15 protein-coding genes are annotated in these 18029 nt (G+C 36.1%); 2 read left to right on the top strand and 13 right to left on the bottom strand.

Features of this window, described 5'->3' with window-relative positions; translation table 11 throughout:
* Positions 1-188 precede the first annotated feature (188 nt).
* The 13 genes from AC3WJF_RS14655 to AC3WJF_RS14715 all read right to left on the bottom strand — a co-directional run bounded on the left by AC3WJF_RS14655 (position 189) and on the right by AC3WJF_RS14715 (position 15602).
* Positions 189-983 (bottom strand): energy-coupling factor ABC transporter ATP-binding protein, encoded by a 795-nt coding sequence (locus AC3WJF_RS14655; protein WP_492453426.1) that lies wholly within the window; start codon positions 981-983, stop codon positions 189-191.
* Positions 980-1825, bottom strand: a complete 846-nt coding sequence (locus AC3WJF_RS14660) for an energy-coupling factor ABC transporter ATP-binding protein (protein ID WP_492453428.1) — start codon at positions 1823-1825, stop codon at positions 980-982. The genes AC3WJF_RS14655 and AC3WJF_RS14660 overlap by 4 nt, the downstream gene beginning before the upstream one ends.
* On the bottom strand, positions 1822-2589 hold the full coding sequence (locus tag AC3WJF_RS14665; RefSeq protein ID WP_492453430.1) for an energy-coupling factor transporter transmembrane component T family protein: 768 nt from the start codon (positions 2587-2589) through the stop codon (positions 1822-1824). Before AC3WJF_RS14665 ends, AC3WJF_RS14660 begins: the two co-directional genes overlap by 4 nt.
* A 68-nt stretch (positions 2590-2657) precedes the next feature.
* Positions 2658-3263 carry an ECF transporter S component gene (locus AC3WJF_RS14670; RefSeq protein WP_492453432.1) on the bottom strand — a complete coding sequence of 202 codons (606 nt, stop codon included), beginning with the start codon at positions 3261-3263 and terminating at the stop codon, positions 2658-2660.
* Between the two features lie 18 nt (positions 3264-3281).
* Positions 3282-4019, bottom strand: coding sequence for a nucleoside phosphorylase (locus AC3WJF_RS14675; RefSeq protein WP_492453434.1), 738 nt, complete (start codon positions 4017-4019; stop codon positions 3282-3284).
* A 234-nt stretch (positions 4020-4253) separates the two neighbouring features.
* Positions 4254-5744: a glycerol kinase GlpK gene (gene glpK / locus AC3WJF_RS14680; RefSeq protein WP_492453435.1), complete on the bottom strand. Its 1491-nt coding sequence runs from the start codon at positions 5742-5744 to the stop codon at positions 4254-4256.
* Between the two features lie 166 nt (positions 5745-5910).
* Positions 5911-6381 (bottom strand): staygreen family protein, encoded by a 471-nt coding sequence (locus AC3WJF_RS14685; protein WP_492453437.1) that lies wholly within the window; start codon positions 6379-6381, stop codon positions 5911-5913.
* Positions 6382-6439: 58 nt separating this feature from the next.
* Positions 6440-7198 (bottom strand): YybI family spore inner coat protein, encoded by a 759-nt coding sequence (locus tag AC3WJF_RS14690; protein ID WP_492453439.1) that lies wholly within the window; start codon positions 7196-7198, stop codon positions 6440-6442.
* Positions 7199-7335: 137 nt separating this feature from the next.
* Entirely contained in the window at positions 7336-9780 is a 2445-nt protein-coding gene (gene parC / locus AC3WJF_RS14695; RefSeq protein WP_492453441.1) for a DNA topoisomerase IV subunit A, read from the bottom strand.
* A 5-nt stretch (positions 9781-9785) separates the two neighbouring features.
* Complete coding sequence (gene parE / locus AC3WJF_RS14700) at positions 9786-11756, bottom strand: DNA topoisomerase IV subunit B (RefSeq protein ID WP_492453443.1); 1971 nt, start codon at positions 11754-11756, stop codon at positions 9786-9788.
* Positions 11757-12039: 283 nt separating this feature from the next.
* Positions 12040-12453: a CoA-binding protein gene (locus tag AC3WJF_RS14705; RefSeq protein WP_492453445.1), complete on the bottom strand. Its 414-nt coding sequence runs from the start codon at positions 12451-12453 to the stop codon at positions 12040-12042.
* A gap of 105 nt (positions 12454-12558) precedes the next feature.
* Positions 12559-13830, bottom strand: a complete 1272-nt coding sequence (locus AC3WJF_RS14710; RefSeq protein ID WP_492453447.1) for a purine/pyrimidine permease — start codon at positions 13828-13830, stop codon at positions 12559-12561.
* Positions 13831-13883: 53 nt separating this feature from the next.
* Positions 13884-15602 (bottom strand): glycosyl hydrolase family 18 protein, encoded by a 1719-nt coding sequence (locus tag AC3WJF_RS14715; protein WP_492453449.1) that lies wholly within the window; start codon positions 15600-15602, stop codon positions 13884-13886.
* Between the two features lie 195 nt (positions 15603-15797).
* Between AC3WJF_RS14715 and plsY the strand changes: the two genes are divergently transcribed.
* Both plsY and AC3WJF_RS14725 read left to right on the top strand, forming a co-directional pair.
* Positions 15798-16397 (top strand): glycerol-3-phosphate 1-O-acyltransferase PlsY, encoded by a 600-nt coding sequence (gene plsY, locus AC3WJF_RS14720; protein ID WP_492453451.1) that lies wholly within the window; start codon positions 15798-15800, stop codon positions 16395-16397.
* A 445-nt stretch (positions 16398-16842) separates the two neighbouring features.
* A complete protein-coding gene (locus AC3WJF_RS14725) occupies positions 16843-17997 on the top strand; it encodes a CapA family protein (protein ID WP_492453453.1) in 1155 nt (384 codons plus the stop codon).
* Positions 17998-18029 lie beyond the last annotated feature (32 nt).

Genomic DNA, 18029 nt, shown 5'->3' on the forward strand with positions numbered 1-18029 from the left:
ACATAGGGTGGAGTAGTAATTACATATTAGTTTTTTATATTTCCTACAACGCCCCCGACATAATATATATTATAGGAAGCAATGGAAATAAATCAATTTCTGTCTCATATCCAAAGAATACTTTAAATAATGAGACAGAAAAAAATTTTTGTTTTATTTTTTAGTCTTCAGTAAATTATAACTTCCATTCAAATACGAAAGTTATTTCTGGTAAACTCTTCAATGGTTAAGATAGTTTCTTTGAATGCAAGCCGATCAGCTAATTGAGTAATCCCGGGTGCTTCTACATTTGCTTGTTTTAAGAGCTCTTTTTGTGAAAAGACATATCTTGTCTCACCATCAAGTAGTACCTTCCCTTTGTTAAAAACAATAGTTCTTTCAAAATTCTCTGCAACAAAATCCATATCATGGATAATGGTCATAACTAGCTTATTTTTTTGCTTTAAGGCTTGAATAATTTCACTGATTTTTTTCTTCCCAGCATAGTCTTGTGCAATCGTAGGTTCATCCAATATCACAATTTCCGTATCCATTGCTATGACTGACGCAATGCATAATAGTTTTTTTTCTGATAAACTTAAATCATGAGGATTAAAACTAAGTTTCTCCTCCAATTCAACCATTTTTAGAGCTTCAACAGCCTTCTCTCGCGCCAAATCTTTATTCATTTTAATCATAATTGGGCCAAACATCACTTCATCTAAAACCGTTCGTTTAAAGATTTGATCATTTGGATTTTGAAAAACAAGTCCAATAGTTTTGGCAAGTATGGCTGCTGAAGATTGTTGTACATTTTGATTTTGAATTAAAATTTCTCCTTCGAACGGTTTTAACAATCCCTTTAATAGTTTCACAAAGGTAGTTTTTCCAGCACCATTTTGACCTATAATCGCAGTCGAGCGCAAATCAAATTCTAAATTGATATCGGAAAGGACCTGTGAATCTTCTTTATAAGAAAAAGACAAATTTGAAACTTTAATCATATTCCTCTCCCCTTTAATTCTTTCACTGCATCCTCCAAAGTCACCGGATAAACATCGGTGTCCGCGGATTTTACATTTAGCGCTTTGGATACTCTCGTATATATAGGAGGATTAACTCCGAATTTTTCCAAATCTTCTCGTGAAAAAATCTTTTCGGGGGTATCAAAATCAATCAACTTCCCATCATGAAGCAGTAAAACTCTGTCACAATATTGCGCTACCTTTTCCATTTTATGCTCCGCCATGATAACGGTAATTCCTTGCTCACTTAAGCTTTGGATGGCACGAAAAACTTCTTCGGAGCCTGCAGGATCTAGCTGGGAAGTTGGTTCATCAAGCACAATAACCTCGGGCTTCATCGCGATAATGCTCGCAATCGCCATTCGCTGCATTTGTCCACCTGACAAATCAAATGGATTTTGATATTTTACCTTTTCAATCTTTAATAGTTTAAGGACATCATCAATTCGCTCCACCATTTCATTTCGAGGAATCCCTATATTCTCAAGTCCGAAAGCAATTTCTTCAAATACGGACAGCTTAGAGCCTGTTATTTGAGTAAATGGATTTTGAAATACCATTCCTACCTTTAATGAGATATCAGCAATCTCGTTGTTTTTTACTTCTAAATCACCGACAAAAACTTTCCCTCCGTATGCCCCTTTATAAAAATGAGGAACCAAGCCTACAATGGCTTGGCATAGCGTTGACTTTCCCGCAGAGTTCCTCCCGATAATTCCAATTAATTCTCCTTCTTCAATATGAAAGGAGATATCATTTAAAGCAAGTGACTCTGATAGTGGATATTTATATTTTAGCCCTTCTACGATAATCTTTTTCACTCCACTACCCTCCAAACTACAGCAACAACTAAAAGCAAAACAAGTAATGCCTGTAAGATTTTACTGTGTGTATAGGTTTTTTCTTTACTTATATATGTTTTAATGGATTTGGAATTAAACCCTCTTACTTCTAAAGCCATTGCTCGTTCCTTCGTATTAATTAGTGATCCCAATACCACTGGACCTAATAAAGGCAGAAATGCTTTGATCCTAATGAGAAGACTCCCTTCTGTTTCCATACCTCTCGATCTTTGTGCATCTGTAATTGTATTCATGGTTGATAGCATCTCAGGGATGATTTGAAAAACCGATACAATTACGTATCCAATTCGGGGCGACAGGCCTTTTCGGACTAAGGATTCTACAAGATCAGAAGGCTTCGTAGTCAGAACAAGAATCATAAAGGAACTAACAATACTGATAACACGAAGCGCAATCTTTAGTGCGTATAGCAATCCCTCTTTATACATCTTTAAAGCACCTATGTGGAATAGGACTGTTTCATTTTCCGGTTTGAAGAGCCCTTGAATAATGACAACTGTTATGAGAATAACAAAGATAAAACTATAAACTGGCAGTGTTTTTCGTATGACCTTTGCCATGAATAATAGTAATATGCTAATAACCACACATAAAATAGAAAGAGTGAACGATGGCAGGATAATTGGAATTACTATCGCAATGACTATATATAAAAGCTTTGTAAGAGGATCGACATCATGTATGATAGAATCCCGTTCTGAAAAGAGGCTGATAGTTTTCAAGATGTCTCACCATCCTTTTAATAAATACTGTTTTCGTATTGATTGATAGAATCCAAGAGCCGATTAAATTAATCTAAATTCTCAACCTTATTGTTGCTATTGTATAAATGGACTAGGTTGCGCGGTAAACCTCTAAATATGGCATAACTTACAAGTACCACAACTAATTTATCTGGTACATCGACAACAATCTCATCTAGAAAGGATGCAAGCCAAGTAGAATGTGTGTTATGTAACACGAATGCAAATAAAGCATCTCCCCAAATGTTTCCTGTTTGTCCACCCCAAAATCCGATATTTAACGGTGTAGAAACAATAGTTGCTACCAGTCCGATAATCAGACCCGCAATAATCGCCTTACCCCAGCTGGAAATATAGCCTTTATAAAACAATATCCCTGCTACTAAACCAATTGCTAGACTTGTAATTCCGTAGACGAAGGAAATAGGGTCAGCAGTTAAGCCATAAATGATATTATTTATCGCACCTGATAATGCACCAATGATTGGACCTGCAAGCATACTTGACAATATGGTTCCAATTGAATCGAGCCATAACGGTAACTTTAAAAGTCCTGCTATAAATTTTCCAAGATAGTTGACCCCGACAGCAACAGGAATTAAAACCAATGCTGCTGTAGAAAAGCGAAATGACCACATACTCTGTTTTTTCATCTAAAAAACCCCCTCTAATTAATGTAAAGACGTATCATAGGAAACAATTGCCTCTAATGCAGTTCGTATTTCTTTCTCTTCTCCGCGCTTACTATCCACATAATCGTTTATTCCTTCTTCCAAATCTCCTTCATGTTCAACCACAACATTTAAAATTGAAGCTGTTTTAATACCGCGTAAGCTGCCAATGACAAAAAGAGCTGCAGTTTCCATATCCGAACATAGAATTCCTTTACCTGACCAATAACTATCAATATCCTGTTCTTTATCAGTATAAAAGCTGTCATGACATCTGACAATACCTGTCGAATATTTTGCATCAACTGTTTTTGCAGCAGCAATAACGTGGAAGAGTAATTCTGTATCTGGAATGGCAGGGTAAGATTTGTCGATATACGCAAAAGAAGCACCATCATTTCTTACAGCACCTGAAGCTATAACGAGATCCCCAAGCTTTAAGTGGGACTGAAGTGCGCCACAGCTACCAATCCGAATCATGGTCTTTACACCAATATTTTTTAATTCCTCTACGGCAATACCTGCCGATGCACCTCCGATTCCAGTTGAAGTTACTAAAACGGGCAGTCCTTTATATATACCTCTGATAGTTTTATATTCTCGGTTGTATGCCAATACCTCAGGATTCTCTAGAAAATTCGCTACTTCATCGACTCTTGCTGGATCTCCTGGTAATAGAGCATATGCCTCACCATGTTCTTCTCCGATTCTAATATGGGGCTGTATTCTATTATTCATCAATCTAATTCTCCTATTAATTTTTTACTTATATTTACCATAAATATATATCAATATAAAAATGAATACTAGATAAATTTTCTAAGTATTTTTATCAATCTGAAATCTCTAGTTTCTAATTCGATTTTTCCCATTTTGGATCAAAGCAATATTGCTAGAGTATTTTTGTGCAAATCGCTTGTTAATGTTGTTGTTTTGTTATTATTTCAAGCTTCCTTCTAATATTGAATTATTCTATTTAAATGCAATGGCCGCTTGAACTGCCTTTTTCCATCCATCATACAGTTCTTCTTTTTGTAACTCATCCATTGTTGGTTCGAATTTACGGTCCATATGCCATTGAGATGAAATTTCTAGTTGATCTTTCCAAAATCCAACTGCTAAACCTGCTAAAAATGCAGCGCCAAGAGCTGTTGTTTCATTTACTGCCGGCCGCTCTACCGCTACACCTAAGATGTCACTTTGAAATACCATTAGAAAGTTATTTTTTACCGCTCCTCCATCTACACGTAAAGTTTTTAACGAAATATTTGAATCCGCTTCCATTGCAGTTAGTACATCCCTTGTCTGGTACGCTAGAGACTCTAATGTTGCTCTTATAAAATGCTCTTTCGATGTACCACGTGTGAGACCAAAAACCGCTCCACGTACATTACTTTCCCAGTAAGGCGTCCCTAAACCTACAAACGCTGGTACAACATATACTCCATCCGTTGAATTTACTTTAGTTGCGTATTGTTCACTTTCGCTTACATCTTGGAACATGCGTAATCCATCACGTAACCATTGAATGGCAGACCCCGCTACAAAAATACTTCCCTCTAAAGCATATTCTACTTTCCCACCAATACCCCAAGCAATCGTTGTTAATAAACCATGTTTTGATTTGACAGCCTGTTCTCCCGTATTCATAAGCATAAAGCAGCCTGTTCCATACGTGTTCTTTGCCATCCCCTTCTGAAAACATGCTTGACCAAATAATGCCGCTTGTTGATCACCAGCAATGCCTGAGATAGGCACTTCTTGGCCAAAAAAATGAGCAGATGATGTTTTTGCGTAAATTTCTGAAGATGGGCGGACATCCGGAAGTAGAGAAATTGGTACCGATAATATTTCAAGTAATTCTTCATCCCATTTTAAATCATAAATATTAAACAATAATGTCCTTGATGCATTGGAATAATCGGTAACATGTGCTTTGCCCCCTGACAATTTCCAAACTAACCAAGTATCAATTGTTCCAAATAACAGCTGCCCTTTCTCTGCTTTTTCTCTTGCTCCATTTACATTATCAAGTATCCATTTAATTTTTGTACCTGAAAAATATGCATCAATTAACAAACCCGTTTTATCTTTAAATAAATCGTTGTATCCTTTTGCTTTCAATTCATCACAAATATCGGAGGTCTGTCTTGATTGCCATACAATAGCATTATATATTGGTTGACCTGTTTCTTTGTCCCAAATGACAGTAGTTTCTCGCTGATTCGTTATGCCAATTGCCACTATTTGATTAGGTTTGATTTCAGATTCTGAAAGTACCGAGGCAATAACTGCAAGAATGGATCCCCAAATTTCATTTGCATTATGTTCAACCCAGCCGGGCTTTGGAAAGATTTGTGTAAACTCTTTCTGGGCTACATGGACCATATTCCCTTCATGATCAAATATTATTGCTCGTGAACTCGTAGTTCCTTGATCTAGTGATAAAATATACTGTTCCACCGCTTTCCCCTCCCTTTACAATTCTATGATCGTTTATATATTTTTCTAAAAACTTACTTCCAAAATAACATGACCAATAGTATTAATCTATTAAGAACATAAAAAAACATGAAAAGTTTATAAAAAACCTTGTCATGTTCTATGTTTTCATAATTTATTTCCTTCACTAATTGACAACAGCTTTTAACAGGTATTGTCTTGGTGTACCTAGATGAAGAGAACCTTTGAATTCTGGTAATGGTGTATCAAATTGAATGGTGATTGGCGCATCTAAAAGCAATGGATAGTTTTTAAGAAATTGAATATCCGCTGTTACAAGTAAACGAATCAATTCAGGTAGTTCTTTTTGATATATCATATAGCGCACCTGTGTAAGTCTCACATCGTTTTCTGACCCATTCATTTTTATTTTTCCTTTAAGAGCATATTCCCCCATAAGTGTTATCCATTCCGCATGAAGAATTTCAGTAACACTGGAGCCAGCTTTTTCAACAGTGAAGTGATTGCTAATTGATAAAAATAAGCTCTCAGTATATTCGGATTGTGATAATGTATATTTTCGTCCCTCTAATGGGTAAAAGGCTGTTGCTGGAGGTACAATATTAATGGAAAATGTTTCAGGTTTTGATTCACTCATGAAAAGCATCCCCCTTCATCTATACTTAACTTAGTATATGATACTTGCCTATAAACGGTTACCTACTACCCCATTTAGTCTTTATTAATTGCCATTTTCCATTTTCAAAGTACCAGGTAACTTGCAAAACACCTAATAAATCTGCATGGGAGGCTCCACTAATTTGTCTGTAAGACCGAAGTCCATATCCTTTTTTGCCTTTTACTCTAACCGTTTTATATACAGACACTGGATCAATCATCAGTTCGGTTGGTTCATTTAACTTTCCGTTGTCCATATATAAACCTAAGCGAATATAATCATTTTTACGTTTTGCCAAATCTAGATGAATAGTTTCTTTTGTTTCAGGAACAGTAATCAACGCTTTATAATTATTTTCAAATAGCCCTTGAAGGTTTAAAGATGACGGTAATGACATTTTATCTAGTTGAGAATTTTTAACTGTATCCAAGCGATAGTTATAAATCCCACCGCTCCCACCTGTTGCGCTTGAAACTAACATGTCTTTTATTCCGTCATGATTTAAATCGACGAACTTGATCATAGGCTTAAAACCTGGCGAATAATTTATTTTAATCGTGGATTGATCAGGAATAATAATTTCTGACCAAATTTTTTGATAATGGGAATGACTTTGTTGATATGGAATCCCTTTTAGAATAATTTTTTCCTTCTCTCCATCTCCATTAATATCCTCTTTATATGTTTTAATTATGGTGCTTGCAGGGGCTGACTCTTCGCCAGCGTAAGTAATCGCAACGGTTGTAAAACTCAGCATGAAAAAGGCTGTAATTGCGAGTAAATATTCTTTTTTCATCACTTTTTAACTCCTTTTTCTCCGATTGTTACTATTATTAGCAAAATGATTGAAAGTATGTAATATTTTCCTCTCAAATACAGTTCATACTAAAAAAGAACTTGCCTTCAAATAATTGGCAAGTTCTTTTTTTATAACTAATTCTTTTCATTTTCTTTTTTGCTGGATGATTCTTTCCAAATGGCATTCGTTACGCCGTTCTCCGATTCATCAAAAATAAAGGAACCATTGGAATAACGATCATTTGCTCGCATTTCCACTATATTCATTTGTTCGTTATTATTTTTTTCTGTTTGAATGTTCATGATATCACTATTTTCTACTATATCCATACCAGCAATCCGATGCGGATTATTTTTCAATTCTCTTAGCATGACAACCCCGCGTTTTGCTCTAGTTGTTTTTTCAAACTCTGACATTTTCATTTTCTTTATTGCCCCTCTTTGGGTTGCGATAAAAATGAATTCTTTTTCTGGATTTGATACGATTTTTCCAGAAACCACATAGTCTTCGTCTTTTAAATTGATTCCTTTCACACCGGCAGCTCTTGCTCCTACGATATTGACTTCTTCTTCACTAAACCACAAGCCGTAGCCAATATGTGTAGCAATGAATAAATCCATTTGCCCATCCGTTAAATGAACATCGACTACTACGTCATTCCCTTTTAAATTAATAGCAACTAATGGTTTGGAGTATCTTTGTGCATTATACTGATTTAATTCTGTCTTTTTGACCATTCCGTTTTTTGTTACGAATAATAAGTACTGAGGAGCAGAAAAATCCTTAATGGTGAGTACCTTAATGATTTGTTCGTCTCTTTCGATTGGTACGATATTAGCAATATGTTGGCCAAGGTCCTTCCAACGAATATCTGGTAATTCATGTACTGGACAATATAAGTAATTACCTTTATTCGTAAATAGTAAAATAACCTTGGTGGTATTAATCTCTTCTTGGAATAACAAGCGGTCTGTATCTTTAATAGCGAGATCAAGACCATTAGAAGCAGTATAGGAACGAATACTTGTCCGCTTCACATAACCATCTTTTGTTACCGTTACCATGACATCCTCATTAGGGATCATAACCTCAAGATTGATTTTTATTTCTTCAATTTCATCCTCTATTTTCGTTCTGCGCTCATCAGCATATTTCTTCTTTATTTCTTGTAATTCTTTTTTGATTACTTTTAGCAGATTTTTTTCACTATCAAGAATGGCTGTTAATTCCTCGATTTTCTTATTTAATTCCATTGCTTCCTTCTGAAGAGCTGTAATATCAGTATTAGTTAAGCGATAAAGCTGCAAGGAAACGATAGCTTCGGCTTGTGGCTCTGTAAAATCATATTTGGCAATTAAGTTATCCTTAGCATCTCGTTTATCTTTGGAAGCACGGATGGTAGCGATTACTTCATCTAAAATGGATAGAGCTTTCATAAGTCCATCAACGATATGCTGGCGATCCAACGCTTTTTGTAAATCAAATTTCGTTCGTTTTGTAACGACGTCCTTTTGATGTTCAATATAAGAGTCTAAAAGCTCACGAATACCAAGCAATTTTGGACGACGATTGTGGATTGCAACCATATTAAAGTTATAAGATACTTGCAAGTCTGTATTTTTGAATAAATAGTATAGGACACCTTCAGCATCTGCATCTTTTTTTAATTCAATAACTATACGAAGTCCAGTACGGTCTGTTTCATCGCGAACTTCCGAAATTCCTTCTACTTTGCGATCCAATCTAAGTTCATCTATTTTCTTAACTAGATTCGCTTTATTAACTTCATAAGGTATTTCGGTTACGACAATTTGCTGTTTTCCACCACGCATATCCTCAATGGAAGTTTTGCCGCGGACAATCATTTTACCTTTGCCTGTTTCGTATGCTTTCCTTATCCCATCAATTCCTTGAATGATTCCGCCTGTTGGGAAGTCGGGACCTTTGATAACGGTCATTATGTCCTCTATCGTACAATTAGGTCGTTCAATACGCATAATGGTCCCGTCTATTACTTCCCCAAGATGATGAGGAGGTATATCTGTTGCATATCCGGCTGATATTCCGGTTGATCCATTTACTAATAGATTAGGAAACCTTGCTGGCAGAACAGTTGGTTCTTTCGATGTATCATCAAAGTTTGGAATGAAATCAACCGTGTCTTTATCAATATCAAGTAAAAGTTCAGACGCGATTGCGGAAAGACGTGCTTCTGTATAACGCATTGCAGCAGGCGGATCCCCATCAATACTACCGTTGTTTCCGTGCATTTCCACTAGAACATTGCGAACCTTCCAATCCTGACTCATCCTAACCATTGCATCATAAACAGATGTATCCCCATGTGGGTGATAATTACCGATTACATTACCGACTGTTTTAGCCGATTTTCGGAAACCTTTATCTGCAGTGTTTCCCTCAACATGCATCGCGTATAAAATACGTCTTTGTACTGGTTTTAGACCGTCCCTTGCATCGGGAAGGGCACGATCTTGAATAATATATTTACTGTATCTTCCAAAACGGTCTCCAATTACTTCTTCCAAAGGTAAATCTTGAAAACGTTCCACTGTTGTCATTAGATCTATTCCCCTCCTTCGACAGTAAGATTTTCATTCTCTAATATGCTTTGATCTTCTTCAAGACCAAAAGCAACATTATTTTCAATCCACTTTCGTCTCGGTTCTACTTTATCCCCCATTAGGGTAGTTACTCGACGTTCCGCTCTTGCTGCATCATCAATGCGCACACGGATTAATGTTCTTGATTCCGGATCCATCGTAGTTTCCCATAATTGGTCTGCATTCATTTCTCCAAGACCTTTATAACGTTGGAGCATATAGCCTCTTCCAACTTTTTTAATGGCAGTTTGTAATTCATTTTCAGTCCACGCATACTCGATTACCTCTTTTTTACCGCTTCCTTTACTTACTTTGTAAAGAGGTGGGAGAGCTATATATACTTTTCCAGCATCTATTAGAGCACGCATGTAACGATAGAAGAAAGTAAGTAACAATACTTGTATATGAGCTCCATCCGTATCAGCATCGGTCATGATGATTACTTTGTTATAGTTGACATCATCCACATTAAAATCCGGACCCACACCGGCTCCAATAGTATGGATGATCGTGTTGATTTCTTCATTTTTAAAAATATCCTGAAGCTTTGCTTTTTCTGTGTTTATTACTTTTCCACGAAGCGGGAGTATGGCTTGAAAACGGCGGTCGCGTCCTTGTTTGGCCGAACCTCCAGCGGAATCTCCCTCAACAAGGTATAACTCATTCTTTTCTGGATTTCGTGATTGTGCAGGAGTTAACTTTCCTGACAAAATACTATCTGATTTCTTTTTCTTTTTGCCGCTACGTGCTTCCTCACGAGCTTTTCGTGCCGCTTCACGGGCTTGGGCAGCTTTTATTGCCTTTTTAATTAATAAGTTACTGGAATCAGGATTTTCTTCTAAGAAATAGGCTAGATGCTCGGATACAACAGAATCGACAGCTGAACGTGCTTCACTTGTACCAAGCTTTCCCTTCGTTTGTCCTTCAAATTGCAAGAGCTCTTCAGGGATACGTACAGAAACAATCGCTGATAGCCCTTCACGGATATCGGTTCCTTCTAAATTCTTATCACGTTCTTTTAAAAGGCTAACTTTCCTCGCATATTCGTTAATCACACGAGTTAAGGCTGCTTTAGCGCCAGCTTCGTGAGTACCTCCATCCTTAGTACGAACATTATTTACGAAAGAAAGAATGTTTTCTGAAAATCCGTCATTAAATTGGAAAGCAAATTCTACTTCAATTTCACTTGCTTCTCCCTCAATCATGACAACAGGATGAAGAACATCTTTTCCCTCGTTTAAATATTCTACGAACGCTTCAATTCCATTTTCGTAATGAAACGTATCACTTTGTCCGTAACGCTCATCAATTATTTCTATTTTTAATCCCTTTAATAAAAATGCGGATTCTCTTAACCGTTCGCACAGGGTATCGTAATTGTACGTAGTCGTACTAAACATCGTTGGATCAGGTTTAAAGTGAATTTTTGTTCCTGTCTGATTGGTTTTCCCGATTTTTTCTAACGTCGTTTCGGGTTTACCTCCATCTTTGAATCGTTGCTCGTATACATAGCCGTCACGCTTTATCGTTACAACCAACCATTCTGATAAGGCATTTACGACAGATGCACCTACACCATGTAATCCTCCAGATGTTTTGTATCCGCCTTGTCCAAATTTACCGCCAGCATGCAGAACAGTAAAAATGACTTCTGTTGTTGGTTTGCCTAATTTATGCATTCCGGTTGGCATCCCGCGTCCTTTATCATCTACACTGATACTATTGTCTTTATGAATTTTGACAATGATATGATTCCCATTGCCAGCTAGTGCCTCATCTACGGAGTTATCAACAATTTCGTAAACAAGGTGATGTAAACCACGGGCATCTGTTGAACCTATATACATCCCTGGGCGTTTTCGAACCGCTTCAAGGCCCTCCAACACCTGGATAGCATCATCATTGTATTCAAATATATTCTCTTTCTTACTCACAAAAAATTCCCCTTTCAACAACACTGCTCTCTATCTCTAGGTACAATCATTATTTATTAGAGAAACGACAGAACAAACATTTGTTCGTTAATCATTATAACATACACCAAATAAGCGTCTATGAACTATTTTAGCGATAAATTCCTATTTGGCAAATGCTCTTTCCATAAACTTAATTGATTTGATCATTTCTTATGTATTCATTTTACGAGAATAAACGTATTAGTCTTATATGAAGAAAAAACAAGCGTACAAAAAAATAATACGCTTGTTTAAAGAAAAATCATTTTGTTAAAGCGTGTTCTACTTTAATACAGCGATCCATTACTACCGTATATCCTTTTTCTTTTAGAAACTGATATGCTTCTTCATTTTCAAGGCCAAGCTGTGCCCAAAAAACATCAGCATCGATTTCGGAAAACTCTTTCGCTATTTCAGGCAAAAATTCTGATCTGCGAAACACATTGACAATATCAACGTGTCCTTTGATTTCTTTTAAGGAAGAAACTGCTTGGGTTCCTAAAACATTATTGACGGAAGGATTAACAGGAATAATTTCATAGCCAGCCTTTTGCATCGCCTCTGACACCATATAAGATGTTCTCTCTGGATTATCACTTAATCCTACAACTGCAATGCGTTTTGCCTTTTTTAAGATTTGCTTGATTTCATCTCTGCTTGGATTTTCAATGGACATCCTAAAACCCCCCATAAGTCTTTTTATTTTGTCTAGCTCCGTCGCCTATCGGCTAGCGGATTTCTTATAATGGTAAGCTTTTCTATGAAATCCTGCAACTTATGATTATCTCTTTTGCCATCTTAAATATTGTTCAGTTAAAATGGCAATGATTGTTCCTAATACTAATCCGTTATTTACGAGAGACCCGATGAACGCCGGTAGCTTAACGGTGGCTTCAGGGGGCAAAAACATTGTTCCGACCCCGACCATTAATGCGATACCAGCAGTGGTATAAGTAATTTGCCGATCGGTTGCTTTTTCAATTTCTGATAATGCAAGCCCGATCATTTTTGTGAAAATTACAAAGGTTACTGCATATCCAACCGGTGCTGGAAGTGCTGACATGATATTCATGAGAGGTGGTAACAACGAAATAACGGTAACGAATACAGCACCTATGATAAATGGCTTTATCGATTTAATGCCTGTTTGTGCAACAAATCCCGCGGAGCCAGAAATTGGTACAGATCCAATAGCAGAAAAAACACCTCCAAGAATTTGGTTGAAACCAGAAACGAATCCAGAGCGTTTATAGTTAACACTCTTTTCAGACGTCCCTTTAATAACCTCTTCCATAACACGAATGGAAGCAATCATATTTGTTGTTAATAATATCGTAATAAATAATGAAGTGGTAAGAACGCCTACATCAAAGGTCGGCATTCCGAAATGAAATAATCTTGGAAACGATAGTATTGCATGACTGCTCGGAACCTTAGGTGCAAGACGGAAAATGATAAAAAGGACCCAGCCTATCAACAGTCCGAATATTATCGAGAATTGACGTACCCATTGTATATTTACTTTCCCGAGATAGAACGTTACAAGAATGATAACAATACACAAAATGGCAATAGATGGTTGAATATGGGCTTGTTCCTCTGATAATCCTAGCATTCCCTTAATAAACGAACCGCTTAATTGTAGGATTAGCAAAAAAAGATAAATAAATGTCACCGTTGGCGTAAAAAGCTTAGCTAATCTTTCAATTAACCCAAAGGCAGAAAGAATAAAGAATACAATTCCGCTAAAAATCATTCCGCCACAAAGGGCATTTAATGTTGCGATGCCAGAGGAATAAATGCTCCCTACAAATCCAGCATAAATAGCAAATACACTCCACCATAATCCAGCCGGTCCTTCGCTGACTGGGAGACGATGGCCAACGATCCCTTGCAATAGACCGGCTATTCCTAATACGAATATCGTCCTTTGCACAAATGCTGATGTTTCTACTGGATTTAAATGAAATAAATCAGCAATAGCGATAGGAGCTGCAATTGCTCCAGCAATCATAAAAGCCATCCATTGGATGGCTGACAGAAATGTTTTCATAACATAAAACCCCTAACTAAAATAATCTACATTCCTAATCTACAAACACTATATTATTTTTGATTATAAGCAGATAGACTAGATTTGAGTGAAACCCAGGCATTTTCATCTGCAAAAACCCTTGCCCATGATGCAATTCCTGCTAATTGATAGTGTTCCACAATATCAACTCTTTTAGCTAAAGAATATTCATCCTCCAACCACATTTTATACGTAGTATGGGTTTTTGGTTCAGTATACTCTACATAATGTTGTCCACTTTCAGAATCCATCAGTACTTTTAATTTATGTTCCTTTATCCAAGCATTTGCTTGATTCATAGAAAATGTACTGGAGGATATCTCCTTTTTCCCGTCTTTCGATTGTTCTTTCCATAAACGTGTATAAAAAGGAATACCAAGAATGACTTTCTCGTTCGGAACTAACTTTAATATTGGCTGAAGACTAGTTTCGACCCATGGTAAACTTGCAACACTTCCTGCTACTTGTGAATTTGCCCAATGTTCATCATATGCCATTACAATGAGGTAATCAACTATTTTTCCTAACTTTTCCCGCTCATAAAATTCCGACCAGTTGCCTTTTGCGATGAATGTAATATCCATCGAAACATATTTATGATTAGAATGGAGGTAGGCAGAAAGTTCTCTCACAAACTCAGTAACTAGTGGTCCATCCTCAGGGTAAACATTTTCTATATCAATATTTATTCCATCTAAATGTTCCTTATTTGCGATGTTCACAAGCTGTTTAATGATTTTTTGTCTTTTTTCAATTGTACTGAAAGCAGCTTTTGTTAAATCTGGATTAAATGAATTTGAAAATAATGCCCACACTTGCATATGATGCTGTTTTGCCCATTTTATATATTGTGATGATAAAAGGCTCGATATTTCTCCGTCTTTATTTTTTAATAGAAACCATGTCGGAGAGACTATATTAACTCCAGGCATTTTCGGAAGCTGGGAAGGATCAGGTGTTTTTGTGTAGACTGCCTCCCAAGACAATTGTACAGGATTTGTGATGGCTGGTAAGCTAACTGTTTCTTTTGAAAAAGGGAATTTCACATGTACGAGATTTTCTTTTTTTATATAAGGTTTTTTAATATATCCACTAATGCCTTCTCTTGTTCTAACATAATAGTATTCATTTAATTCACGTTCAATATAGACAGATTCCCCTTTTTTAACCTCAGCTACATATGGGGATTGTAAGTTTGGTTGCTTACGTAAACGTAAGTATGCTGTTTTGCTATTTTTTGAATCAATTTTCCCATTATAATAATGTTCGTTTTCCATTTGAATCCAAATAACTCCTGTATGCTTCGTTATATGGTAACGAATAGGATATATGGATTTAAGGAAATCCATAGAAATATATTTTTGATTATCTACTATTTTAATTATAGGAAAGTCCATTTGTTTTGGATTCCCATTAACATACATATTTTTTTTATTTAATGAAATTTGAATCACGTTTAATTTAGTTGTAATGATGAGTGTCTTACCTTCTTCGTAAATACTATCATCGATTACATCCTTAACTATTTTTAACGGGATATATGTTGTATTTTCGCTGTATATTCCATTTCCATGGATTTCTCCTTTTATCAATACCGGATATTTTCCGGATAAATAGTTCACTTTTTTCATGGAAGCAAAAGGGTAGAAAATAGAAAATAATGCCCCTGTAATCATGATAAAGAGAAAAATCAGAATGAAGAACCATCTGTTATTTTTGGGGGCAATAGATTTTAAAGGTATCGTTTCCATCGTAATCCTCCTGAATGCCCTAACCTAATTGTAAAGGAGGACAAAGTCTATTAAAGAGCAAAATAATGATTAATCTTGTGAAAAATCTTTTTTATTCTCTATCTTTCCATGATACAATAATAGAGCCCTAATTATGAAGATTGGATAAAAATTTGTGTTTAAATTTATTTGAATCCTTTAAAAGGAGTTATGTTGATGTTATATGCACTTATATTAATACTTGCCTACCTTCTTGGTTCGATCCCTTCAGGTTTAATTGTTGGAAAACTTTTCTACGGCATTGATATCCGCCAACATGGAAGCGGCAATCTTGGAGGAACGAATTCATTTCGAACGTTGGGAATAAAGGCAGGGATTGCTGTTACGGCGGCTGACATTTTAAAAGGAACGGTTGCGACACTACTTCCTTTATTTTTTGGAGTTCAAGCTGAAATTCATCCCCTATTAGTCGGATTGTTTGCTGTTGTTGGCCATATGTTTCCGATCTTTGCCGGATTTAGAGGTGGAAAAGCAGTGGCAACATCAGGTGGTATAATCTTGGCGTATAGCCCATTATTATTTTTAATCGTAGTAATTGTTTTTTTGTTGAGCTTGAAAATATGTAAATATGTATCTTTATCGTCTATCATTGCTGGTATATTTGCCATCATTTATGCTTTTATTGAAATGTTCATAAACCATGATTGGCCATTATTTGTAGTAGTATTTGCTCTTGGTTTTTTTGTTATCTATCGACATAGAGCTAATCTAAGAAGAATAAGACAAAAAACGGAACCGAAAGTGAAATGGATATAAGGTGACATAATGAAAGAACGTCCTAATATAAATTATTAGGGCGTTTTTCATGTTTTATAAAGCTCTGTGAAAAACCTTTTATACTAGTTGTCTATGTCTAGCTACAGCGCCTATCGGCTAGCGGATTTCTCTTTCTCCTCCCTACGATAAGTCAACATCAGGTGAAATTTGAAATGCTAATTTCACTCGGTGAAAATGGTAGTTCAATTTTCAATAGTTCGTGAACTGCCTCACTGTGTTTCCTAAATCTTGCGTCGAAGACTACGAAGGTGAAATTAAACTTCAAATTTCACTCATCCGTACGCCGATGAGCAAGTCGCTTCCGCTTTTATTTTTATTTTTCGCTAATTTCCAAAAAAATTACCACGAATTGTAATTCGTATAGTAATATAAAAGTACAATTAGATTCATGTAAGATTGATATGATGTAAAGGTTGGTTTGATAATGAGGGGAAAACAAAAACGTGTAGGAGTTTTAATGATATGCTTATTATTATTGGCGATAATAGGGATTCTATCATTTAATCAATATGCTGACTGGAAAAATGCATTTTCCAAGAAAACACATACTGTCGAAATAAATACAACGAGGACATTAAGTGTACAAACGAAGGAGTTTCATTCCAGTGCTGTAATAGGTGGAATTGGTGATGTATTAATCCATGATTGGGTGTATGAGGATGCTCAAACGAAAAAAGGTTATGATTTTAAACCGATTTTTCAACATGTAAAATCGATGTTACATAAACCGGATTTATTAATTGCAAATCAAGAATCAACTCCTGGTGGAGTGCAGTTAGGCGTTTCGAGTTATCCATGTTTTAACAGTCCATATCAGATAGTAGACGCAATTATGGATGCTGGTGTTAATTTTGTGACAACTGCTAATAATCATGCTCTAGATAAAGGTGAAAAAGGATTATTAAGTGCTCTTTCGTACTATGATAAGGTACACCTGCCACATGTTGGAACATTTAAAAACAAAGAAGATCATGATACGTTAAGAATTGAAAATGTAAATGGTATAAAAATTGCTATCCTTGCTTATACGTATGGAACAAATGGAATTCCAGTTCCTGAAGGAAAAGATTATCTTGTCAATATTATTGATAAAGATAAGATCTTGGCTGAATTGAAAAAAGCTCGTACAAAAGCGGATGTTGTCGTATTAAGCTTGCATTGGGGCATTGAATATCAACGCCAGCCTAATGAAGAACAAAAACAATTAGCAAAGCTTTTCACTGATGGCGGTGCAGATATCATTCTTGGAAGTCATCCACATGTTTTGCAACCCATTGAGAAGTTTCATACTTCCGACGGACGGGATGCTGTCGTTATTTATTCGCTTGGTAACTTCATTTCAGGGCAAATGTGGGATTACAAGGATATCGGTGGTATGATGGAAGTAAAGGTTTCAAAAGATGTTACATCAAGCGGAACTAAAATCAAGCTTGAAAATGTACAATTCTTCCCAACCTTTGTTAGTAATCAGAAATTTAAAAATTTCAGGTTGTACCCTTTACAAGATGCGTATGCAGATGGAATGGCAGATCACTCCTATAAAGAGATTATGCAACATATGATGAGCGGTATAAAATAATTTTGAAAAAAGAGCTTTTTCTCCGAAGTTAT

The organism is Heyndrickxia sp. FW510-T9 (assembly GCF_058781025.1).